The sequence below is a fragment of the Pseudomonas sp. lyk4-TYG-107 genome (assembly GCF_030209055.1).
GTDB lineage: Bacteria > Pseudomonadota > Gammaproteobacteria > Pseudomonadales > Pseudomonadaceae > Aquipseudomonas > Aquipseudomonas putida_A.
Map to the genome: position 1 here is coordinate 1 of NZ_JARVST010000021.1, position 23744 is coordinate 23744.

Genomic DNA, 23744 nt, shown 5'->3' on the forward strand with positions numbered 1-23744 from the left:
CCGCTGGTGCCCAAGGCGTGCGCGCCACTTGCGTCTCGAACAAGCCGTGAATGGTTTGCTCAAGGTTGTAATCGACCTCCGTGGCGTTCAGGCCGAACAGCAGATGCTGACGCTCGGCATCCGCCAGCACCGACAGACGATTTAACGCCTGCTGCGGAGTCTGCTCCAGCGCTTCGACCAGCCCCGCCAACGCCTGCTGCATGTAGCCACACAGCCGCGCCGCGCCAATCGGCGAAGGGGTCATGGCCGTGAGATCAAAGCCCTGACCCAGGTCGTCGACGTTGAAGCTCAGCGGATAGTTGGTGCGCTCTTCGCTGGAGAGGTTTTCGATGCCTTGCCAGGCCAGGCGATTGGCTTGCAACTGTTCTGCACTGACGCTGTGCCGGTAGTTGAGCATCGCGCTGAACAGCGGCGACGGCGCGGCCACCCCGCTGCAGCGCTGAGCCAGCGCCAGTGATGCATGCTCATGGCCGAGCAATGCGGTCAGTTGCGCATGGGTGGCGCGCACCCCGGCACGCACCGAAACATCACCCAGATCCACCCGCAGCGGCAGCGTATTGATGAACATCCCCAGACCGCGATCAGCGCCGGTACCGCCCTGCATCCGCCCCAGCAGCACGGTGCCTAACACCACGCGCTTATGTCCGGAAGTCGCCGCCAATACCTGGGCAAACGCCAGATGGAACAGGCTCGCGACGCTCACGCCCAGCTGCCGCGCCTGGCTGCGCAGGCGCCGCGCCAAGGCTTCGGGCACGCGCTGACGGACTTCTTCGATGTCATGGCCGTCACCGTGCACATCCAGCAGACCGAACGGCAGCGTCGGCTCATCGATCTCGCCGAGCATCGTGCGGAAGAACGCTTCATGCTCCTGCTCGCTGACGCCCAGCCGGGTCTGCGCCACGTAATTGCGATACGGCACGGCAGGGATCAGGGCTTCGCCGTGACCGAAGAGCAGCGCCTGCAGTTCCTGCTGCACCACTTCCAGCGCCGTGTGGTCCATGGCGATGTGATGGAACAGCAGCATGGCGACCACTCGATCATTGGCCGGGTCTTGTGCATAGACCAGGCGAATCAACGGCGCCTGACTGAGGTCGATGCGGTAATGCCGCGCGTCGAAACGCTCATACAACTGCGCCAGAACATCACCGCCCGCCGGATCGAATGCAACCTCCTGCAGCGGCAGCTCGGCTTCACGCCAGACCACTTGCACCGGCGTCGCCAGCCCTTCCCAGACCACTCCGGTGCGCAGGATGTCATGGCGAGTCATGACCTGACGCAGCGCGGCGGCAAAGGCCTGCAAGCGTTCAAGGCTGTCGAATGCCAGGCGCGATTGCAGCAGGTACGGATCGCCCTGCGCGGCGCTCAAGTGGTGATAAAGAATGCCTTCCTGCAACGGCGCCAGCGGATAAATGTCCTGCACATTGGCGGCACCGCCCGGCACCGTGGCCACGATCCGCTCGATGCTCTGCTGATCCAGTTGCAGCAGGGTCAGCATGTCTGGAGTGATATGCGTGCAACCAAACGGAATCAGGTTGTCCGGCACCGCGACTTCGCGACCGCTGCCGACGGCGGCCGCCAGTGCGGCGAGGGTTGGCTGGCTGAACAGCACGCGCACGTCGGTGCTCAGGCCGAGCTGACGCATGCGCTCGATCAGGGTCACCGCCAGCAGCGAATGCCCGCCCAGTTCGAAGAAGTTGTCGTGCCGCCCGACCTGTTCGACTTGCAGCACCTCGGCCCAGACCTGCGCCAGCGCGGTTTCCACCGGCCCTTGCGGGGCTGCGTATTCGCGGCTGAGCCAGGCGTCCTGATCCGGTTCGGGCAAGGCCTTGCGGTCGAGTTTGCCGTTGGCGGTCAGCGGCAGCGCCGGCAGGCGCACGTAGGCGGCGGGCACCAGTGCCTGCGGCAAACGTGCTTGCAGATGCTGGCGCAGCTCTTCGATATCGACCGCTGCGCGGGCAGTGAACCAGGCGATCAACCGCGCCTCGCGCACCAGCACCACCGCGTCCTGCACCGCCGGATGGCTGGTCAGTGCCGCTTCGATTTCCCCCAGTTCCACCCGCACGCCGCGCAGTTTGACCTGATCGTCGTTACGCCCCAGGTACTCGATATTGCCGTCGGCCAGCCAGCGCGCGAGGTCACCGGTGCGGTACATGCGCGCCTGCGGTTCGTCACTGAACGGGTCTTCGAGGAAGCGTTCGGCGGTCAGCTCGGGACGGTTCAGATAACCACGGGCGACACCCGCGCCACCGACGTACAGCTCGCCCGCCACGCCAACCGGCACCGGACGTTGCTGTTCATCGAGCAGGTAGATCCTGGCGTTGCTGATGGGCCGGCCGACGTGCAGCAATTGCCCGGCATGGATTTGTCCGGAAGTCGCGACCACCGTGGCCTCGGTCGGGCCGTAGTTGTTGATGACGTCGAACGCCTGCCCACGCGGGAACTGCCGCAACTTGTCGCCACCGATCAACAGCGTGCGCAAGGTCGGATGCCCCAGCTCACGACTGAAGGCGTATTCGGCAATCGGCGTCGGCAGGAAGCTCACTTGCAACGGCTGCGCGCGCCACCAGTCGAGCAGTTCATCGAGGTGTTCGTTGCTGATCGACGAAGGCGGCAGGTGCAGGGTCGCGCCGACACACAGCGCCGGCCAGACCTCCCAGGCCATCGCGTCGAAACCGCAACCGGCGACGCTGGCGGTGTGGCTGCCGGCGCGCAGGTCGAACGCCTCGCAGTGCCAGTGCACAAGGTTTTCCAGGGTCGCGTGTTCGACCATCACGCCTTTCGGCTGGCCGGTCGAACCCGAGGTGTAGATCACATAGGCCAGATGCGCCGGGGTCAGTGCTGGCAGTTGCGGATTGCTGTCCGGCAGATGCTGCCAGGTGTCATTGTCCAGATCGATCACCGGCACCCGGCCCAGCAGCTCGCGGGTCGCGCCCTGCGCCAGCACCGCCACCGGATCGCTGTCCTGCAACAGGTAGGCGATGCGCTCCGCCGGGTACGCCGGGTCGATTGGCACGTAACCGGCGCCGGCCTTGAGAATCGCCAGCAGCGCCACCAGCATCTGCGGGCTGCGTTGCAGGCACACGGCAATCCGGTCGTCCGGGTGCACGCCGAGGCCGAGCAAGTGCTGGGCCAGGCGATTGGCCTGCTGATTGAGTTGCGCATAGGTCAGTTGCTGCGTGCCCTGCACCACCGCCAATGCCTGCGGCTGCTGCTCGGCCTGCGCTTGCACCAGCGCCTGAATCGTTGCGCCGCGCGGGTATGCCGCCGCCGTCGGGTTGAAACCGACCACCAGGCGTTCGTATTCCTCGACCGAAAGAATCGGCAAACGGTTGAGCGGACGTTGCGGCGCCTGCTCCAGTGCGTGCACCAGATGTTCCAGCGCGGTGTGCATGTAGCCGCAGATGCGTTGCGCGCCGATCTGCGCCAACGCCAGCACGGACAGGGAAAAGTCTTCGCCGAGATCGTCGACGCTGAGGGTCAGCGGATAGTTGCTGCGCTCTTCGCCGCCAAGCAATTGCACGCCTTCCCAGATGCCCTGACCGTCACGCGGCTGCGCTTCGGCAGCGGTATGCCGGTAGTTGAGCAGTGCGCTGAACAGCGGCGCCCCGGACACCGCGCTGCAACGCTGGGCCAGCGCCAGTGGCGCGTGTTCATGGGCGAGCAATGCCGTCAGTCGTGCGTGGGTGGTCTTGACCGCAGCGCGCACGCCTTCGCTGACATCCACCCGCAGCGGCAAGGTATTGATGAACACGCCGAGGGTGCGATCCGCGCCTTGACCGCCCTGCAAACGACCCAACAGCACCGTGCCGAACACCAGGTCGCGGCGGTTGGCAAGCACGCCAAGCACTTGCGCCCAGGCCAGGTGCATCAGGCTCGCCGGGCTGACACCCAACTGCCGCGCCTGTTCACGCAGGCGCAGAGTCAACCCGGCATCCACGGCTTGCTGCGCCTCCTCGATGTCGCCGCCATCGCCTTGCACATCGTGCAGGCCGAACGGCAAGGTCGGTTCGTCGATATCGCCGAGCATGTCGCGGAAGAACGCTTCGTGCTCCTGCTCGCTGGCACCCAGACGCGCCTGCGCCACGTAGTTGCGGTACGGCATCGGCGTGCCGAGGCTGTCGGCCTGATCGAACATGAAAGCACGCATTTCCTGGCCGACCACCTCCATGGCGGTGTGGTCGAGAATCAAGTGCTGGAACAGGATGATCGCCACCACCCGTTGCTGCGCCGTGTCTTCGGCATAGACGATGCGCATCAGCGGCGCCTGGCTCAGGTCGAGGCGGTTGTGCCGGGCATCGAACCGCGCGTGCAACTGTTCGAGAACGTCGCCCTGCGCCGGATCCAGCGGCACCGCTTGCACCACCAGCGGCGCCTGACGCCAGACCACTTGCTGCGGACTCGCCAGCCCTTCCCAGACCACACTGGTGCGAAGAATGTCGTGGCGCGCGATGACCTGCTGCAAGGCTTGGCTGAAGGTGCGCAAGCGCTCGACGCTGTCGAAGATCAGCCGCGATTGCAGCAGGTACGGATCGCCCTGTTCGGCGCTCAAGTGGTGGTAAAGAATGCCTTCCTGCAGCGGTGCCAGCGGATAGATGTCCTGCACGTTGGCGGCCCCGCCCGGCACGGTGGCGACGATGCGCTCGATGCTGGCCTGATCGAGTTCAGTCAGGCTGAGCATGTCCGGGGTGATGTGCGTGCAGCTCGGCGGAATGCGGTTGGCCGGCACCTCGATTTCGCGACCGCTGCCCACAGCGGCGGCCAGTGCGGCCAGAGTTGGCTGATTGAACAGCACGCGCACGTCGGCCGCGAGGTCAATCTGGCGCATGCGTTCGATCAGGCTCACCGCCAACAGCGAATGCCCGCCCAATTCGAAGAAGTTGTCGTGACGCCCGACGCGCTCGACTTTCAGCACGTCGATCCAGATCTGCGCCAGCGCGGTTTCCACCGCACCCTGTGGCGCTTCATATTCGCGGCTGAGCCACGCGCCCTGCTCCGGCTCCGGCAAGACCTTGCGGTCGATCTTGCCGTTGGCGGTCAACGGCAATGCGTCCAGCCGCACGTATGCCGACGGCAACAGCGCATCCGGCAAGCGAGCCTGCAAATGCGTGTGCAACTGTTGAATATCGACCGCCGTGCGCTCGGTGAACCACGCAATCAGCCGCCCGTCGCGGACCAGCACCACCGCTTCCTGCAGCGCAGCGTGGCTGCCGAGCGCGGCTTCGATTTCACCGAGTTCGATACGCACGCCACGCAGTTTGACCTGATCATCGTTGCGCCCCAGGTACTCGATGTTGCCGTCGGCCAGCCAACGCGCCTGATCGCCGGTGCGGTACATGCGCGCCTGCGGCTCGTCGCTGAACGGATCGAAGAGGAACTGCGCAGCGCTCAGCTCGGGGCGATTCAGATAACCGCGCGCCACGCCCGCCCCGCCGACATACAACTCGCCCGCCACACCCACCGGCACCGGGCGCTGCTCGGCGTCCAGCACATAGACTTTGGCATTGGCGATCGGCCGACCGATATGCAGCGGCTGATTCAGTTCGACCGGCCCCGAGGTGGCGACCACCGTCGCTTCGGTCGGGCCATAGTTGTTGATCACCTCGAAGGTTTGCGCGCGACTGAACTGACGCAGGCGGTCGCCGCCAATCAGCAGCGTACGCAAGGTCGGGTGCTGCAATTGCCGGCTGAACGCGTATTCGGCCACCGGCGTCGGCAAGAAGCTGACCTGCAACGGCTGCGCGCACCACCAGTCGAGCAGCTCGTCGAGGTGCTCGTTGCGGATCGACTGCGGCGGCAGGTGCAAGGTCGCGCCGACACACAGTGCCGGCCAGACTTCCCAGGCCATGGCATCGAAACCGAAGCCGGCGACGCTCGCGGTCTGGCTGCCGGCCTGCAAGTCGAAGGCTTCCGCGTGCCAGTGCACAAGGTTTTCCAGGGTCGCATGCTCGACCATCACGCCTTTCGGTTGACCGGTGGAGCCGGAGGTGTAGATCACGTAAGCCAGGTGCTTCGGGGTTAATGCCGGCACCTGCGGATTGGCATCCGACAGGTGCTGCCAGAGGTCGTTGTCCAGATCGATGACCGGCACGCCACCGAGCAGATCGCGGGTCGATGCTTGCGCCACGATTGCCACCGGGGCGCAGTCCTGCAACAGGTAGGCGATGCGTTCTGGTGGATACGCCGGATCAACCGGCACATAACCGGCGCCGGCCTTGAGGATCGCCAGCAGCGCGACCAGCATGTCCGGGCTGCGCCGGGCACACAGGGCAACCCGGTCATCGGGCTGCACGCCAAGGCCGATCAGGTGATGCGCCAGGCGATTGGCCCGCTGATTGAGCTCGCCATAGCTCAACTGCCGGGTACCTTGCAGCGCCGCCAAGGCCTCCGGATGCGCGGCCGCCTGGGCCTCGAACAAACGCTGCACGGTTTGCGCTGGCGGATAATCGCGACCGGTGATGTTAAAGCCGACCAGGACCCGCTGGCGTTCGCTCGGCGACAGCACCGAGATCTGCCGCAGCGACGTTGCTGGCGAGTGCTCCAGAGCGGTCAGCAAGTTGTGCAGCGCGGTTTTCAGGTAATCGCAGACCCGCGCGCCATCCACTTGCGGCACCGCTTGCACGCTCAGGCGGAAACCGGTGCCGAGGTCATCGACGCTGACCACCAGCGGATAGTTGCTGCGCTCGCGCGAGCTGAGAACCTCGATCCCGTCCCAGGTCACACCTGCTGGATCGGCCGCGCTGTGGCGATAGTTGAGCAAGCTGCTGAACAGCGGCAGCGATGCGGCAACACCACTGCAACGCTGGGCCAGCGACAGCGAGGCCTGCTCATGCGCCAGCAGTTGCGCCAGACGTTCATGGGTAGCGCGCACGCCTTGCTGCACGTCGGTCGCGCCAACACTGACCCGCAACGGCAAGGTGTTGATGAACATGCCGAGTGCGCGATCGGCGCCCTCGCCACCCTGCATGCGCCCGAGCAGCACGGTGCCGAACACCACCTCTTCGCGCCCCGAAACCTGCGCCAGCACCTGGCCCCAAGCCTGGTGCACCAGACTGGCGGCGCTGATGCCGAGGCGGCGCGCCTGCTCGCGCAAGCGCTGGGCCACGCTCGAATCCAGCGCCTGCTCGCTGTCGACGATGCTGCTGCCGTCGCCATGTACGTCCTGCACACCGAAGGCCACGGTCGGCTCGTCGATGTCGCCGAGCATGTCGCGGAAGAACGCTTCGTGCGCCTGAGTATCGGCGTGCTGTTGCGCCTGCGCCACGTAGTTGCGGTACTGCACCGGCATCGGCAAATCGGCGCCGCTCGGGTACAGGCTGTCGTTCATTTCCGCGAGCAACACTTCCAGTGCGGTGTGATCGAGCACGATGTGGTGCAGCAACAGGATGCCGACCCAGCGCTGCTGTTCCCGGTCTTCTGTGTAGGCCAGACGCATCAGCGGCGCCCGGCGCAGGTCGAGGCGGTAGTGCCGTGGATCGAACCGCGCCTGCATCTGCTCCAGCACATCGCCCTCAAGCAGGTCGGCATCGACCCGTTCCAGCGCCAGCGGCGCCTCGCGCCAGACCACTTGCACTGGCTCCTCAAGCCCTTCCCAGACCACGCTGGTGCGCAGAATGTCGTGACGCGCAATCACCGCATTCAACGCACGGACGAAGGCCTTGATCTGTGCCAGACCGGCGAAGGCGAATTGCGCCTGCAATACGTAGGGATCACCGGCGCTGGTCGCCAGATGGTGGTAGAGAATCCCCGCCTGCAACGGTGCCAGGCCGTAAATGTCCTGCACATTGGCGACGCCGCCGGGCACGCTGGCGACCACGCGGTCGATGGCGGCCTGATCCAGCGTCGCCAAGGGCAGCATGTCCGGGGTGATCCGCGTGCAATCGAAAGGAATCAGATTGTCCGGCACCCGCAGGGTATGACTGTGACTCAGGGTCGCCGCCAGCGCCGCGACGCTCGGCTGGCCGAACAGCACGCGCACGTCGCACTGCAAGTCGTGCTGGCGCATGCGTTCGATCAATTTCACCGCCAACAGCGAATGGCCGCCGAGTTCGAAGAAATTGTCATGCCGCCCGACTTGCTCGACACCGAGCAGGCTCTGCCAGATTCCGGCGATCAGCGTTTCCACCGGCCCCAGCGGAGCTTCGAAGCCGCGCCGGGCGAACGCATCGCTGTCCGGTTGTGGCAAGGCTTTGCGATCAAGTTTGCCGTTGGTGGTCAGCGGTATGGCGTCGAGGCGCACAAAGGCGCTCGGCACCATGTACTCGGCCAGCGATTGCAGCAACGCGTCGCGCAATTGCGCGGCGCTCGGTTCAGTGCCTTCGGCGGCCAGCCAGTAGGCGACCAGACGTTTGTCACCGGGACTGTCTTCGCGGGCGATCACCAGCGCTTCGCGCACACCGGCGCAGGCTGCCAGGCGAGCTTCGATTTCACCGAGTTCGATGCGGAAACCACGGATCTTCACTTGATCGTCGTTGCGCCCGAGGTATTCGAGGCTGCCATCCGCTGACCAGCGCGCCAGGTCACCGGTCTTGTACAGACGCGCCTCGGCACGGCCGCTGAACGGGTCGGCAATAAATCGCTCGGCGGTCAGCGTCTCGCGGTTGAGGTAACCCCGTGCAACCCCGGCGCCACCGACGTACAACTCGCCGATCACGCCGACCGGCACCGGTTCGCGCTGCGCATCGAGTACGTACAGTTGCAGGTCGGGAATGCCCACGCCAATCGGGCTGCGCCCGACCAGTAGCGAGTCCGCTGCCTCCAGTGGCCGATAGGTCACGTGCACCGTGGTTTCAGTGATGCCGTACATGTTCACCAGCCGCGTACCGGCATTGCCGACCCGCGCGTACCACGGTTTGAGCCGGCCCGGCTCCAGGGCTTCGCCGCCGAAGATCACTTCGCGCAACGAGTGCTGCAACGGGCTGCGGCCCTGCGCGGCGATCAACTGGCGGAAGGCGCTCGGGGTCTGATTGAGCACAGTGACGCCAGTGCGGCACAGCAGCGCGTAGCAGTCGTCCGGCGAGCGGCTGACCGCCTGCGGCACCAGCAACAGTTGTCCGCCGAACGCCAGCGCGCCCCAGATTTCCCACACCGAGAAATCGAAGGCGAAGGAATGGAACAGCGCCCACACGTCCTGCGGGTTGAAGTTGAACCAGTCGTGGGTCGCCGAAAACAGACGCGTGACGTTGCGGTGTTCGACCATCACACCCTTGGGCTGCCCGGTGGAGCCCGAGGTGTAGATCACGTAGGCAAGATGACTCGGGCTCAGCTCGGGAATCTGCGGATTGCTGCTGAGTTCAGCCTGCAACTGCAGGCTGTCCAGATCGATGATCGGCACGTCAAGCGCGCCAACCCGATCCAGCGTATCGGCCTGGGTCAGCACCGCCACCGGGGCGCTGTCCTCCAGGGTGTAAGCGATGCGCTCCAGTGGATACGCCGGGTCGATCGGCACGTAACCGGCGCCGGCCTTGAGGATACCGAGCAGGCCGATGATCATCTGCGGGCCGCGCTCGACGCAGATCGCCACGCGCTGATCCGGACGAATCCCCCGCGCCAGCAGGTGGTGGGCAAGCTGGTTGGCGCGGCGATTGAGTTCGCCGTAGCTCAACGTCTGCTCCTCGAACAGCAGCGCTGTGGCCTCGGGGCGTGCCGCCGCGTGGGCCTCGAACTGCTGGTGAATCAGCGGGGTTTCCGGGAACTGCGGCAACGGCGAATTGACCCCGTGCACCAAGTATTCGCGCTCGGCCGCCGGCAGAATATTCAGGCGTTGCAGCGGCGCATCCGGGGTCGATTGCAAGGCCTGCAGCAGGCTGTGCAACGCGGTGTGCAGGTAAGCGGCGATGCGTTCGGCACCCAGCGCCGCATCCGCCAGCGCAGTGATGCGCAAGTCTTCGCCGAGGTCGTCGATGTTGATCGTCAGCGGGTAGTTGGTGCGTTCGCGGGCGCCCAGCACTTGCACGCCGGGGGCCAGTTCGCTGACCTCGGCGATCTCTTCACTGCTGCTGTGGCGATAGTTGAGGATCGCGCTGAACAACGGCGTCGGCACCGCCACTGCGCTGCAACGCTGGGCCAGGGCCAGTGAGGTCTGTTCATGGCCGAGCAACGCGGTCAGGCGTCGATGGGTGGCCAGCACCCCGGCGCGCACGCCGTCCTGCCCGACATCCACGCGCAGCGGCAAGGTGTTGATGAACATTCCCAGCGCCTGTTCGCCGCCCTCGCCCGCCTCCATCCGCCCCAGCAACACGGTGCCGAACACCACGGCGGTGCGGCCCGACAACTGGCCGAGCACCCGCGCCAGCGCCAGGTGCATCAGGCTCGCCACGCTGACGCCGAGCTGACGCGCCTGGCCACGCAGTTGCCGGCTGAAGTCGGTGTCGAGCATCAGCACAGCTTCTTCGATTCCTTGGCCATCGCCCTGCACATCCTGCAAACCACAGGGCAAGGTCGGCTCGTCGATGTCGGCGAGCATCTCGCGGAAAAACTGCTCGTGAGTCTGTTCGTCCAGACGCAGACGGGCCTTGGCCAGGTGATCGCGGTATGGCACCGGCGGCCCGACCTGCGCGGTCTGGCCCAGCAGGTGCGCACGAGTTTCGCGGCGCACCACGTCGAGCGCGACGTGGTCCATGATCAGGTGATGGAACAGCAACAGCGCGACCACGCGCCCGTTGGCCGGATCCATGGCGTACACCAGACGCAGCAGCGGCGCCTGCTGGATGTCGAGGCGGAAGAACCGTGGGTCGTGGCGCTCCAGCAGTTGCGTCAGGACATCCGCGCCCGGCGCGAGGGCGATTTCTTCGCAGTGCAGACGAGCCTGCCGCTGCACCACTTGCAGCGGTTCGTCCAGGCGTTCCCAGACGAACGAGGTGCGCAGGATGTCGTGGCGTTCGATCATCCATTGCAGCGCCTCGGCGAAAGCCTCCAGACGTTCGCGGCTGTCGAAGGCGAATCGCGCTTGCGACACGTAGGGGTCACCGGCGGGCGCCGACAGGTGCAGATAGAGCATGCCTTCCTGCAGCGGCGCCAGCGGGTAAATGTCCTGCAGGTTGGCGGCGCCACCCGCCACATTGGCGACCAGCCGATCGATGGTCGGCTGATCCAGCGTCACCAGCGGCAGCATGTCCGGGGTGATGCGAAACGCCGGGCTCAGCCAGTCGCCACCGTTTTGCGCAACCAGTTCCAGCAGTTGCGCCTTGTGTTCGCTGAGGCTGTCCCACAACGCATCGTCCAGCGCGTCGTCGCTGCCCAGAATGACCAGGTCTTCATCTTCCTGTTGAAGGCGGATCGCATGGGTGGAAAGAACAGCCATCAGTTCGCTGAAATGCATGGGATAACCTGCTGTAAATACGAGAAAAAGGAGCGCGCAGCGGCGAGTCCGTGCCTGCTGTGCGCAGCCTGGAAAAACTAAAACATCGGGGCTTGCGGGGCTGACATGGGAAGCGGGGACAAGCCACAGGCTCGGCCGCCGCAATACCCCTGTGGGAGCGGGCTTGCTCGCGAATGCGGTGTAACAGTCGCCATCAACATCGACTGATCCACCGCATTCGCGAGCAAGCCCGCTCCCACAGGGTTTGGTTTGCACAATGAGTTACGGGTCAGATCCGCCGTTTGCGATTGAGGCTCGGGATGGTGGTTTGCGGGATCAACACGTGCTGCGCCTCGGGTGTGGTGCTGAGCGCCAGCGCCGCCAGCGTCGGCTGGCTGAACAGCGCTCGGGCGTCGGTGTGCAGGCCGCTCTGACGCATCCGTGCTACGAGACTCACCGCCAGCAACGAATGCCCACCGAGTTCAAAGAAGTTGTCGTGCCGTCCGACCTGTTCGACGCCAAGCACCTCGCCCCAGATCTGCGCCAGCGCGGTTTCGACTTCACCCTCGGGTGCCACGTATGGGCGGTTGATCACCGCGTCTGCACCCGGTTCCGGCAAGGCTTTGCGATCAATCTTGTCGTTTGGCGTCAGTGGCAACGCGTCGAGCAGCACAAACGCGCCCGGCACCATGTACTCCGGCAAACGCTCCAGCACATGGCTGCGCAAGGTTTCCAACGATGGCGCGTCGATGCCGGCGCGCAAGCTGTACCAGGCCACCAGACGCTCATCGCGGACCATCACTACCGCTTGGCGAACCGCCGGATGTTCGATCAGCCGCGCCTCGATTTCCCCCGGCTCCAGACGCAAGCCACGCAGCTTGATCTGGAAGTCATTGCGGCCGAGGAATTCCAGTTCCCCATGATTGTTGTAGCGCGCCAGATCGCCCGTTCGGTACAGGCGATCACCCGCAACAAACGGGCTGTCGATGAAGCGATCGGCCTGCATCTCCGGCAAGCCGTGATAACCACGTGCCACGCCGACGCCGCCGATGTGCAACTCACCGCTGACGCCTTGCGGCACCGGTTGTCCGTACGCGTCGAGCACGTACAGGCGGGTGTTGCTCAACGCCTTGCCGATCGGCACCACGCTGTCCGGCACCGGCATATGCGGTTCAAGCGTCCAGCCCGTGCTGTCCACCGTAGTTTCAGTCGGCCCGTAAACGTTATGCAACCGCACCCACGGCAGGCGATCGCGCACTTGGCGGGCCTGCGCCGCACTGAGTTCGCCACCACCGTTGAGCACATCGGTCAGGCTGGTGCACTGTTCGACACCGTCCTGCTCGATGAACTGCTGCAATAGCGCCGGGACGAACTTGACCACCGTTACCTGCTGCTCACGAATGGTCTGCACCACATACGCCGAATCGCGGTTGCCATCCGGTCGCGCCAGTACCAGACGCATCCCCGAACACAGCGGCCAGAAGATCTCCCACACCGAACTGTCGAAGCTGAACGGCGCTTTTTGCAGCAGCGCGCCGTGTTCGGTCGGCGGCGAAATCTGCGAGCCCCAGTGCACCATGTTGCAGGCGCTGCGATGCTCGATCATCACGCCTTTCGGCAACCCGGTGGAGCCCGAGGTGTAGATCATGTAAGCGAGGTTCGAAGCACTCAGGCCCGGCACCTGCAGATTGTCTGACGGCTGCTGCTCCCAACTGTCGTGATTAAGATTGATCGTCGTCACACCCGGCTCGCCGAGCAATTGCCGCGTGGCGCCATGCACCAACAGTGCGACCGGCGCGCTGTACTGCAGCATGTAGTTCAGGCGCTCCAGCGGATAGTCCGGATCCAGCGGCACATAGGCGCCGCCAGCCTTGAGGATGCCGAGCAAACCAACGATCAGATCCAGCCCGCGTTCGACGCAGATCGCTACGCGCGAGTCCGGTTGCACGCCGAGTTCACGCAGGTGATGGGCCAGACGGTTGGCGCGCTGATTGAGCTCAAGGTAAGTCAGGGTTCCCTGCGCGGATTGCAGCGCGATGGCGTCCGGCTTATGCCGCACCTGCGCTTCGAACAACGCGTGCAGTGGCTGCTCCAGCGGACAATCGACCTCGGTGACGTTGAAGGTGATCAGCAAACGTTGCAACTCCTCGGCTTGCAGGATCGGCAAGCGGTTCAACAGTTGTTGCGGCGTCTGCTCCAAGGCCTGTACCAGGCCGCTCAACGCGGTTTGCATGTAGCCGCAAATCCGCTGCGCGCCGATCTGCACCACGGCCCTGCCGGTGAGGCGCAAGCCGTTGCCAAAATCATCCACGCTCATGGTCAGCGGGTAATTGGTGCGCTCCTCGTTGGCCAGGGTTTCGATGCCTTGCCAGGCATGGCTGGATGGCTCCAGCAGTTCGGACTCGTCACTGTGCCGATAATTGAGCAGCGCGCTGAACAACGGTGACGGCGAGGCGACGCCGCTGCAGCGCTGAGCCAGTGCCAGCGACGCGTGCTCATGCCCGAGCAGCGCGGTCAGCCGCGCATGGGTGGCGCGCACGGCGTCGAGCACCCCCGCATCGACATCGATGCGCAACGGCAAGCTGTTGATGAACACGCCCAAGGCCCGGTCAGCACCCTCGCCCCCCTGCATGCGCCCCATCAGCACGGTGCCGAACACCACACGCTGCTGGCCGGACGTCGCTGCCAGCACCCGCGCCCAGGCCAGATGAATCAGGCTCGCCACGCTGACTCCGGCCTGTCGCGCCTGGGTGCGCAAGCGCTGATAGACGTCAGCCGGCAACGCCTGCTGCGCTTCGTCGATGCCGCGCCCGTCGCCCTGCACTTCCTGCAGGCCGAATGGCAGGGTCGGCTCATCAATGTCCGCCAGTTGCGCGCGGAAAAACGCCTCGTGTTCCTGCTCGCTGACGCCCAGCCGCGTCTGCGCCACGTAATTGCGATACGGCACCGGCGGCGCCAGCGCCACGACCTGCCCCGACAGACTGGCCTGCATTTCGCCGCGCATCACCTCCAAAGCGATGTGATCCATGGCCAGGTGATGGAACAGCAGAATCCCCACCACCCGATCCAGCGCCGGATCACGGGCATACACCAGGCGCATCAGCGGCGCCTGGCTGACGTCGAGGCGATAACGCCGGGCGTTGAAGCGCGCGTACAACTGCTCGATGATCGGGCCGTTAGCCGGGTCCAGTTCGACCTCCTGCAACGGCAGAATCGCCTCGCGCCACACCACCTGCACCGGGGTGGTCAGGCCTTCCCAGAGCACCGAAGTGCGCAGAATGTCGTGGCGCGCCATGACCTCGCGCAGTGCAGCAGCGAAAGCCTCGACGCGCTCAAGACTGTCGAACGCCAGTTGCGATTGCAGCAGGTACGGATCGCCCTGCTCAGCGGTGATGTGGTGGTAGAGGATGCCTTCCTGCAGCGGTGCCAGCGGGTAGATGTCCTGCACGTTTGCGGCGCCGTCCGGTACCGTCGCAACGATCCGGTCGAGCGTCGGCTGATCCAGTTGCAGCAGGGTCAGCATATCCGGGGTGATGTGGGTGCAATCGGCGGCGATGCGGTTGGCCGGCACTTCGATTTCCCGACCGCTGCCGACCGAAGCCGCCAGCGCCGCCAGGGTCGGTTGACTGAACAGCACGCGCACGTCGCTGCTCAGATCGAGCTGACGCATGCGCTCGATCAGAATCACCGCCAGCAACGAATGTCCGCCGAGTTCGAAGAAGTGATCGTGACGTCCGACCCGCTCGACTTGCAGGACTTCGGCCCAGATCTGCGCCAGGGCGATTTCGACCTCACCCTGCGGCGCCTCGTATTCGCGGCGGATCAGATCGTCCGGCCCGGGCGCCGGCAGTGCCTTGCGATCGACCTTGCCGTTGGCGGTCAGCGGCAGCGCCGACAGACGCACATAGGCGCTCGGCAGCATGGCACTGCTCAGGCGAGTTTTCAGCTGCGCGTGCAGCTCATTGATGTCTAGCGGCGCCTGCTCGGTGAACCACGCCAGCAATTGCCCGTCGCGCACCAGTACCACCGCTTCGCGCACCGCCGAATGGCTGGTGAGTGCGCTCTCGATCTCGCCCGGTTCGATCCGTATGCCACGGATTTTCACTTGATCATCGTTGCGCCCCAGATACTCCAGATTGCCGTCAGCGCGCCAGCGAGCAAGGTCGCCGGTGCGGTACAGGCGCGCGCCCGGTTCAGCACTGAACGGATCACGCAGGAAGCGTTCGGCGATCAGCTCTGCGCGGTTCAGGTAACCGCGCGCCACCCCGGCCCCGCCGACGTACAACTCGCCCGTCACGCCGAGCGGCACCGGTTGCTGCTGTTCATCCAGCAGATACACCGTGGCGTTGCTTACCGGTTTGCCGATGTGCAGCGCCTGCCCGGCATCGATGCGTCCCGAGGTCGCCACCACGGTGGCTTCGGTCGGCCCGTAGTTGTTGATCACCTCGAACGATGGCTGACGCGGGAACTGGCGCAGGCGATCGCCACCGATCAGCAGCGTGCGCAACGTCGGGTGATCGAGCTGGCGGCTGAACGCGTATTCGGCGATCGGCGTCGGCAAAAAACTCACGTCCAGCGGCTGCGCACGCCACCAGTCGAGCAGCGCATCGATGTCTTCGCTGCCCTCGCTGGCCGGCGCCAGGTGCAGGGTCGCGCCCACGCACAGCGCCGGCCAGACTTCCCAGGCCATCGCATCGAAACCAAAACCGGCCAGGCTTGAGGTATGGCTGCCGGCATGCAGGTCGAAGACATCAGCGTGCCAATCGACCAGATTGCACAGGGTGCGGTGCTCGACCATCACCCCCTTGGGCAGGCCGGTCGAGCCGGAGGTATAAATCACATAAGCGAGGTTGGCCGGGGTCAGCCCCGGCACCTTCGGCGCGTCGACCCGGCCAGCCGACCAACTCGGCTGATCCAGCTCGATCACCGGCACCGACAACGCCGGCAAATGCCCGCGCAGCGCGCGCTGGGTCAGCACCGCGATGGGCGCGCTGTCCTCCAGCAGATAGCTCAGGCGCTCGGCCGGATGCGCCGGATCCAGCGGCACATAAGCGGCGCCAGCCTTGAGGATCGCCAACAGCCCGACCAGTGTGTCGAGGCCGCGCCGGGCAACGATCGCCACCCGGTCATCCGGGCGCACCCCGAGATCGAGCAGATGATGCGCCAGCGCGTTGGCGCGTTGATTGAGCTCGGCATAGGTCAGGCCTTGCCCTTGCTCAACCGCCGCCAGCGCCTGCGGCCGCAGCGTCGCCTGCGCTTCGATACGCTGCTGAATGGTGGTCGGAGCCGGGTAGTCCACCCGCGTGGCATTCCACTGTTGCAGCAGCGCGGTTTCTTCCGGCGTGCTCAGATCGAAATCCGCCACCGCCAGATTCACCGCTTCCAGTCCCTGCTCCAGAATCAGCAACCAGCGTTCGGCCAGTGCCTTGACTTCATCGGCGTTGAAATACGCCTCGCTGTAGATCAGGTACAGCCGCGCGTCGTCATTGGCCAGATTGCTCAGCAAGTGCACCGCCAGCGGTGTGGCCTCCTCGACGTTCGAGGCCTTGATGATCCGTCCCGACGCCTCGCCGTAGCGATAATCGTGAGTGCCCTGCTCGTAGGAAACAGTGACTTCGAACAGCTGCGAGCGCTCCTCCCGCAGCAGGCCAAGGGCGCGGTTCATCTCACTCACGGGGAAGCGCTGATGGCGGAAATCCTTGCGCAGTTCCTCACGGATCGTACTCACCAGTTCAGCGAACGTGCAGTGGCGACCGAAGCCCATACGCACCGCACTGACCTGGGCGAACAGCCCAAGCGTGGATTTGAAGCGCGCGCCGGAGCGGTTGAGAATCGGCAATCCAACCACCCATTCGTCACGTTGTGCGGTGCGGCTGAAGTAGACATGCAGCGCCGCCAGCAACACATGGAACGCCGACGCGCCGAACGCTCGGGCCACCTGCTGCATGCGCTCGTGCAGCAACGCCGGCAAGGGCTGCGCGTAGACCTGCGTCTGCGCGGTCTGGCCGGCCAGGCTCTGCTGATGCCGTGGCAGCAACAGCGGCTCGGGCAATTGTCGGTACTTGTCCAGCCAATAGGCGCGATCCTGCGCATAACGCGGCGACGCGTGATAGCGCGCATTGTCCTCGATGAAGTCGATGTACGACGGCGCCGCGACCGGTGCCGGTTGGCCGTGTGCCAGCGCGTTGTAGATCTCGTCCAGCGACTTGAACATTTCGCCGAAGCCCCAGCCATCGACGATCAAGTGATGCGCCTGCACGGACAGCCAGTGTCGCTGCTCATCGAGGCGGATCAACAGAAAGCGCAACAGGCAGCCGCCGTCCAGCACGAAGGGTTGATCGATGCGTGCCTGCACCAATGCCCGCGCCGCCGATTCCGGGTCGCTGTGCGCCGACACATCGTCGATCGGCATCGGCACCGCTACTGACCGGGCGAACTGCTGCAAAGGCAGGCCATCGGCGCCAGCGCCCGGCAGCAGAATCGTGCGCAGCGCGTCATGCCGGGCTACCAGTGCTTCCAGCGCAGCCTGCATCCGCGCCGGATCCAGCGGCCCGCTGAGGTCCAGGTAGCCGCCGATGTTGTACAGCGGCGAATCCCCGCGACTCAGCTGATCCAGCCAGATATCCAGCTGCGCAGCGGTCAGCGGATACGTCTGGAGCGATGCGGACGGCGTGGCCACCGCAGGGGCAGAAATAGGCGGCATAAGATCCTTCTCATGTGATTTTGCGCCTATTCAAGCATCGGCCCTGATGCCGACATGACACGTAAAACCCGGACAACCCCGCCCCGAGGGCTGGCCTGTCAGCGCTTGTAACCCCTGATTGGGTGGGAACCCACTAAAAGTTCGGAGAGGAAACACTGAAAATCCTGTAGGAAAAATGCCACACACCAGCGCTGCCATCGACCTGCGTTGTGACCTCAAAAAAACGCAACTGCCCCGGTTTTCAAGGTCTTGCCGTGACCAAACAGTCACGCGATGCGCAACACCTGTCGCAAACGGCGTCAGAAGCCCGGCGCCAACTTTCAGAAATGATGGCACTTTGTGTCCCTGTTTTCCCCTACAGACGTAGGACAAATCCATAGGCTTAAATCCCGCCCCAGATCAGTTTCAAGGAGAGACGATTGCGTGGGCGGCTTTTGCATAAACAGCGGACGACTCGGTGATGACTCGGAACCAGGGATGACAAGGATATGAATCTGACCGGCAGTATTCGCAACATGGAAAACCCGCATTTCTACTGGCAACTGGGGGAACTGATTGCCAGCACCGGCGACGATCATTTCGCCAGCAACCTGTTCCAGTTGGTCGACACCCTGGTGCCGGTCAATCGCGTCGATCTCAGTGAGTGGACGCTGGACGAACGTCAGGCCAGCGTGGTCGAGATCAAGGCGCTGGGCAGCGCCGGACTGCCGCAGACCTTCCCGCCACCGGACCCGTTGAAAAGTCCGGACGATCATCCGTTGTTGCAGAAGATGATCGAGATGAATGATTCCCTGCTGATTCAACTCAAAGCGTCGCTCCAGCCGCAACATCCGCAGCACAGCGTGCACCAGTGCAATCTGGTGTCCCGCACCTCTAATCGCCGCTGTGTCATCTCGTTCTACCGACCGCATACGCAACGGGTGTTTTCCCTGCCGGAACTGTCGTTTCTCAAAAGCCTGTCCGACACGCTGTTGCCGCTGATCGAACGGCACGCGCAGCTCAGTCGGCAGATCATCGCCAAACAGCCACGCCTGCCGTTGGCCGACCTGGAACAGGCGCCGTTGCAGCAGGTGTTCGACGAACGTCTGGCGCTGGGTGGCATCGTGCTGTCGGCGCGGGAAAAGGAAGTCTGCCTGGGTCTGCTGACCGGCGGTACCGTGCCGCAACTGGCCGAGAAGCTGCGGGTCAAGAGCAGTTCGGTCGAGACCTACCTCAAACGGGCGACCGCCAAACTGGGGGTCAGCGGACGGCATGGTCTGGCGCGCTGGATGGCCGGGGCGTAGCGGCGGAGTCAGAGTTAAACGGTGTTCGAGGTAGTGCGGGGAGTCAGTCCCCGGCACGTGTTTTTTCTGCATGAGAGCGTTCGATGCTGCGCATTTCCCTGCTGTCCCTCGCCGCCCTGCTGGCCGGTTGTTCGTTGATTCCCGAGTACCAGCGCCCTGCCTCACCGAGCGCTGCGCAGTACCCGCAAGGCGCGGTTTACCCGGCACCGACACCCGCCACAGCGCGCACTGAAGACTGGCGCACGCTGTTCAACGACCCGGCGCTGCAACAGCTGATCGAAAGCGCGCTGCTCAACAATCGCGATCTGCGGGTGGCCGCGCTGAACGTCGAGGCATTCCAGGCGCAGTACCGGATCCAGCGCGCCGATCTGCTGCCGGCGGTGTCGGCCAATGCCAGCGAGTCACGCCAGCGCATGCCGCCCAGCGTGACCCGCAGCAAAGCCATGATCAATTCGACCTATGCGGTGAACCTGGGCGTCAGTGCCTATGAGCTGGATTTTTTCGGCCGGGTGCGCAGCCTCAGCGAGCAGGCGCTGCAAACCTGGCTGGCGACCGAGCAGGCGCGGCGCAGTGCCGAGCTAAGTCTGGTGGCCAACGTCGCCAATGCCTACCTGACCTGGCGCGCCGATCAGGAGTTGCTCGAACTGACGCGCCAGACCCTGGCCGCCGATCAGCAAAGTCTGCGCCTGACCACGCGCAACCGTGAGGCCGGCAAGTCTTCGGCGCTGGAACAGGCGCAGGCGCAAACCAGCGTCGACAGTTCGCGGGCCAATCTGGCGCGATACAAACGCCAGGTGGCGCAGGATCTCAACAGCCTGACGCTACTGGTTGGCGCTCAGGTCCCCGAGCAACTGCCGGCGCAACCACTGGCCAACGATCTGGTTCAGCAATTGCCGGCCGGGTTGCCGTCGGACTTGCTGCAACGGCGCCCGGACATTCTCCAGGCCGAGTACAAACTGAAAGCGGCCAACGCCAATATCGGCGCAGCGCGCGCGGCGTTTTTCCCCAGTGTCAGCCTGACCGCCAGCGCCGGCACTTCCAGCCGCGATCTGTCCGGACTGTTCAGCGCCGGCTCGGGCGCCTGGACGTTCCAGCCGCAAATCAACTTGCCGATTTTCAACGCCGGCAGCCTGCGCGCGAGTCTGGATTATTCGAAATTGCAGAAAGACGTCGCGGTCGCCGAATACGAGAAATCGATTCAAACCGCGTTTCAGGAAGTCGCCGACGGCCTGGCGGCGCGCAGCACTTATCAGCAGCAATTGCAGGCGCAACGCGATCTGGTGCAGGCGTCACAGGACTACTACAACCTGGCGCAGCACCGCTATCAAAACGGTGTCGACAGCAGCCTGACGTTTCTTGATGCGCAACGTTCACTGTTCAGTTCACAGCAGGGGCTGATCACTGATCGGCTGGCGCAGCTGGTTGCCGAGGTCAACCTGTACACCGCGCTGGGCGGCGGCTGGCAGGCCGATGAGGCGAATGTTCAGTAGTCCGTCGTCACTTTTTCTTACACCTTTTGTCGCCCGATCCTGCGCCGCGCGGCGATCCGTGGCCGGCGTCTGCCGTCAGTTTGGTATCATGCGCCGCTTTTACGGTTAACCCCCCGCCAGTCCTGCCGACTGACGGGCTGCAAAAGGCGGTATTAGATGACGGCTTTGTTGACTCGCCGCAAGGTGCTTGCGGGAATGGGCGTGCTGGGCCTGGGCCTGCTCGCCGGCTGCGACACCCGTGGCCAACTGTCGTACAAGTACGGCAAGGACCTGAGTGACAAGATCCTCGGGCGCACCTTCAAGCTGAAGAACACCGACGGCGAAACCATGACGCTGTCGAGTTTTCGCGGGATGATGCCGATGATCTTCTTCGGCTTCACCCAATGCCCGGCGGTGTGCCCGACCACCCTCGCCCGCGCCGCGCAAATCAAGAAGCTGATGGGCAAGGACGGCGACCGTCTGCAGGTGATCTTCATCACCCTCGACCCGGAACGCGACACGCCGCAGATCCTCGACGCCTACGTCAAAGCCTTCGACCCGAGCTTCGTCGCACTGTACGGCACGCTGGAAGAAACCCGGGCCACCGCCAAGGAATTCGACGTGTTCTTCGAGAAGGTGCCGGCCGGCGACACCTACACCATCTCCCACACGTCCACCAGTTACGTCTACGACTCGCGCGGCCAGTTGCGCATGGGTCTGTCTGTATCGCTTTCGGCACAAGAGTGCACGGAAGATTTGCTCACCGTTATGGAGGTCTGCTGATGCACCCCGTTTTGAACAACATCAAACGCGCCGTTTTCGCCCTGTCCCTGCTGGGCCTGGCGTTTCAAGCCTCGGCTCAGACCAAGGTCGATGATGCCTGGGTGCGTGCGACCGTGCCGACCCAATCGGCCAGCGGCGCGTTCATGACCGTCACCGCCGACAGCGACAGCAAACTGCTGAGCGTGGCCTCGCCAGTGGCCAAGGATGTGCAGATCCACGAAATGTCGATGAAGAACGACGTGATGAGCATGGGCCCGGTCAAATCGGTCGACCTGCCAGCCGGCAAAGCCGTCACCTTCGACCCGAACGGCTACCACGTGATGCTGATGGGCCTGACCGGCCAGCTCAAGGAAGGCGAAAGCGTACCGCTGACCCTGACCGTGGAAAACGCCAAGGGCGAGAAAGAAACCGTCGAAGTCAAAGCCGAAGTCCGTGCGCTGACGCACATGGAAGGCCACGATCACAGCAAGATGCATTGATCTGACTTGGCGGTAATAAAAAGGGGCGGCCTGATTGATGATCAGGTCGCCCCTTTTTTATCGCGCATGTCAGCCGCGCTTGCGGGCCAGTGCATTGCGCACGCTTTCTCTCGACATCCCCGAGCGCGATGCCGCCGCAGTTTTCTCCACGGGCACCGCCGCCAACTGCTGCTTGCGCTTCAACACCTGACGCCAGTGATAGCCGAAATATCCGGCTGCAACGAAAAATCCCGGCCAACCGAAAATCGAACCGACGAAGAACCACAGCCCAAGCGTGATCAGCACGGATTTCGAGGTGAACAACTTCAGGCCGTCATCGACGGGCACCGTTTCAACCGGTGCCTGCTGCGCCACTGGAATCTGCTGCACTCCATCCAGATCAAAGCGCAATGAGAAGTCCGCCCCCGGTACCTGGACATTTATCTGATTGCCTTCAGCGGTATGCACCCGCACTTCGCCATTGACGACCGACACCGAGCTGAAACTGATCTGGGTTTCGTGATGAATCTCGCCGTTGACCAAGGTCACGACCGTTCGTTGTTCGCCATTGGGGGTGTCGCGCATGTCGATTCCTTGAGAACTCCACATCGGACGACGTGCGAAGGGAAAATCCGTTGGGCTCGAATGCTACTGAGTGGCCATCAGGCTGTCCAGAAACAACCACAGGCTTCAACTCTTTGGCGAGCCGTTATCAGCTCCCCGCGCCGCCATGCGCCTCTTCAAAGAAGTAATCCTTCCAGCTGTCAGCCTTGTTCTTCAGCACGCCCAGTTCCTGCAATTTTTCGGCATAGATGAACGTGCGCTGCGGCACCACTGTGAAGTCGATTTCGGGATCGGTGACGATCTGCTCGACCAGCGCCAGCGGCAGCTTGGACTGTTCGACGCGGATGTACGCCTGAGCGGCGGCGGGCTTGTCGGCCTTGATGATTTTTTCCGCTTCGGCCAACGCGTCGTAGAACGCCTTGTAGGTCCTGGGATTTTCGTCGTGGAATTTTTCCGTGGTGTAGAGCACGTTGAAGGTGGCCTGACCGCCGAGCACGTCGTAGGAACTCAGCACTTTGTGCACGTTGGGGTTTTGCAACGCCTGATACTGGAACGGCGGGCTGGAGAAGTGCGAGTTGATTTCCGAACCACCGGCAATCAGCGCCGCCGTGGCGTCCGGGTGCGGCAGGCTGACCGAGATGTCGTCAAATTTTTTGTACTGGTCATTGCCGAATTCCTTGGCCGTTTCGATCTGCAGGGTCCGCGACTGGAACCCCACGCCCGCCGCTGGCACGGCGATGCGATCCTTGTCGCTGAAATCCTTCAGGGTCTTGATGTTCGGGTTGTTGGTCAGCAGGTAATTGGGCATCGAGCCGAGCGAGGCAATCGCCTTGACGTTCTGTTTGCCACGGGTGCGATCCCACACGGTGAGCATCGGCGGCACCCCGGCGGAGACCACGTCCAGCGCGCCGGTCAGCAGCGCTTCGTTCATCGCAGTGGCGCCGGAGATGCTGTTCCAGTCGACCTTGATCTCCAGCCCCTGCGCCTTGCCGTGTTTTTCGATCAACTGCTGATCACGGACCACATCGAGAATCAGATAACCGATGCCGAATTGCTGGGCAATGCTGATCTTGCCTTCGGCCTGGGCGCCGGCGCTGAACAGCAGACTGCCTGCCAGGGATGCGGCCAACAGAGTCAGCGCAGAACGTTTGAACGGTATGGCCATGACAACCTCGCAGCAGGGTGGAT

Annotated in this window: 7 protein-coding genes and 2 pseudogenes; 4 read left to right on the top strand and 5 right to left on the bottom strand. The window is 64.0% G+C overall.

The window, feature by feature from the left end:
* The 3 genes and pseudogenes from QRN61_RS18530 to QRN61_RS27800 form a co-directional block, all read right to left on the bottom strand.
* On the bottom strand, positions 1-11317 hold an 11317-nt coding region (locus tag QRN61_RS18530), incomplete at its 3' end, for a non-ribosomal peptide synthetase (protein WP_285374465.1).
* Positions 11318-11585: 268 nt separating this feature from the next.
* Positions 11586-16586 (bottom strand): annotated as a pseudogene (locus QRN61_RS18535) (amino acid adenylation domain-containing protein); the annotation flags it as partial.
* Between the two features lie 90 nt (positions 16587-16676).
* Positions 16677-17999, bottom strand: a pseudogene (locus QRN61_RS27800) (condensation domain-containing protein); the annotation flags it as partial.
* 488 nt (positions 18000-18487) lie between these two features.
* Between QRN61_RS27800 and QRN61_RS18540 the strand changes: the two are divergent.
* The 4 genes from QRN61_RS18540 to QRN61_RS18555 all read left to right on the top strand — a co-directional run bounded on the left by QRN61_RS18540 (position 18488) and on the right by QRN61_RS18555 (position 22013).
* Positions 18488-19282 (top strand): helix-turn-helix transcriptional regulator, encoded by a 795-nt coding sequence (locus tag QRN61_RS18540; RefSeq protein ID WP_225138690.1) that lies wholly within the window; start codon positions 18488-18490, stop codon positions 19280-19282.
* A gap of 83 nt (positions 19283-19365) precedes the next feature.
* Positions 19366-20772, top strand: coding sequence for an efflux transporter outer membrane subunit (locus QRN61_RS18545; protein ID WP_285374469.1), 1407 nt, complete (start codon positions 19366-19368; stop codon positions 20770-20772).
* 156 nt (positions 20773-20928) lie between these two features.
* Positions 20929-21534, top strand: a complete 606-nt coding sequence (locus tag QRN61_RS18550) for an SCO family protein (RefSeq protein WP_115987469.1) — start codon at positions 20929-20931, stop codon at positions 21532-21534.
* Positions 21534-22013: a copper chaperone PCu(A)C gene (locus QRN61_RS18555; RefSeq protein WP_027613130.1), complete on the top strand. Its 480-nt coding sequence runs from the start codon at positions 21534-21536 to the stop codon at positions 22011-22013. Before QRN61_RS18550 ends, QRN61_RS18555 begins: the two co-directional genes overlap by 1 nt.
* 69 nt (positions 22014-22082) lie before the next feature.
* On the opposite strand, the gene QRN61_RS18560 is transcribed toward QRN61_RS18555, so the two are convergent.
* Positions 22083-22577: a hypothetical protein gene (locus QRN61_RS18560; protein ID WP_285374472.1), complete on the bottom strand. Its 495-nt coding sequence runs from the start codon at positions 22575-22577 to the stop codon at positions 22083-22085.
* Positions 22578-22704: 127 nt separating this feature from the next.
* A complete protein-coding gene (locus QRN61_RS18565) occupies positions 22705-23721 on the bottom strand; it encodes an ABC transporter substrate-binding protein (protein WP_285374474.1) in 1017 nt (338 codons plus the stop codon).
* Between the last annotated feature and the right edge of the window lie 23 nt (positions 23722-23744).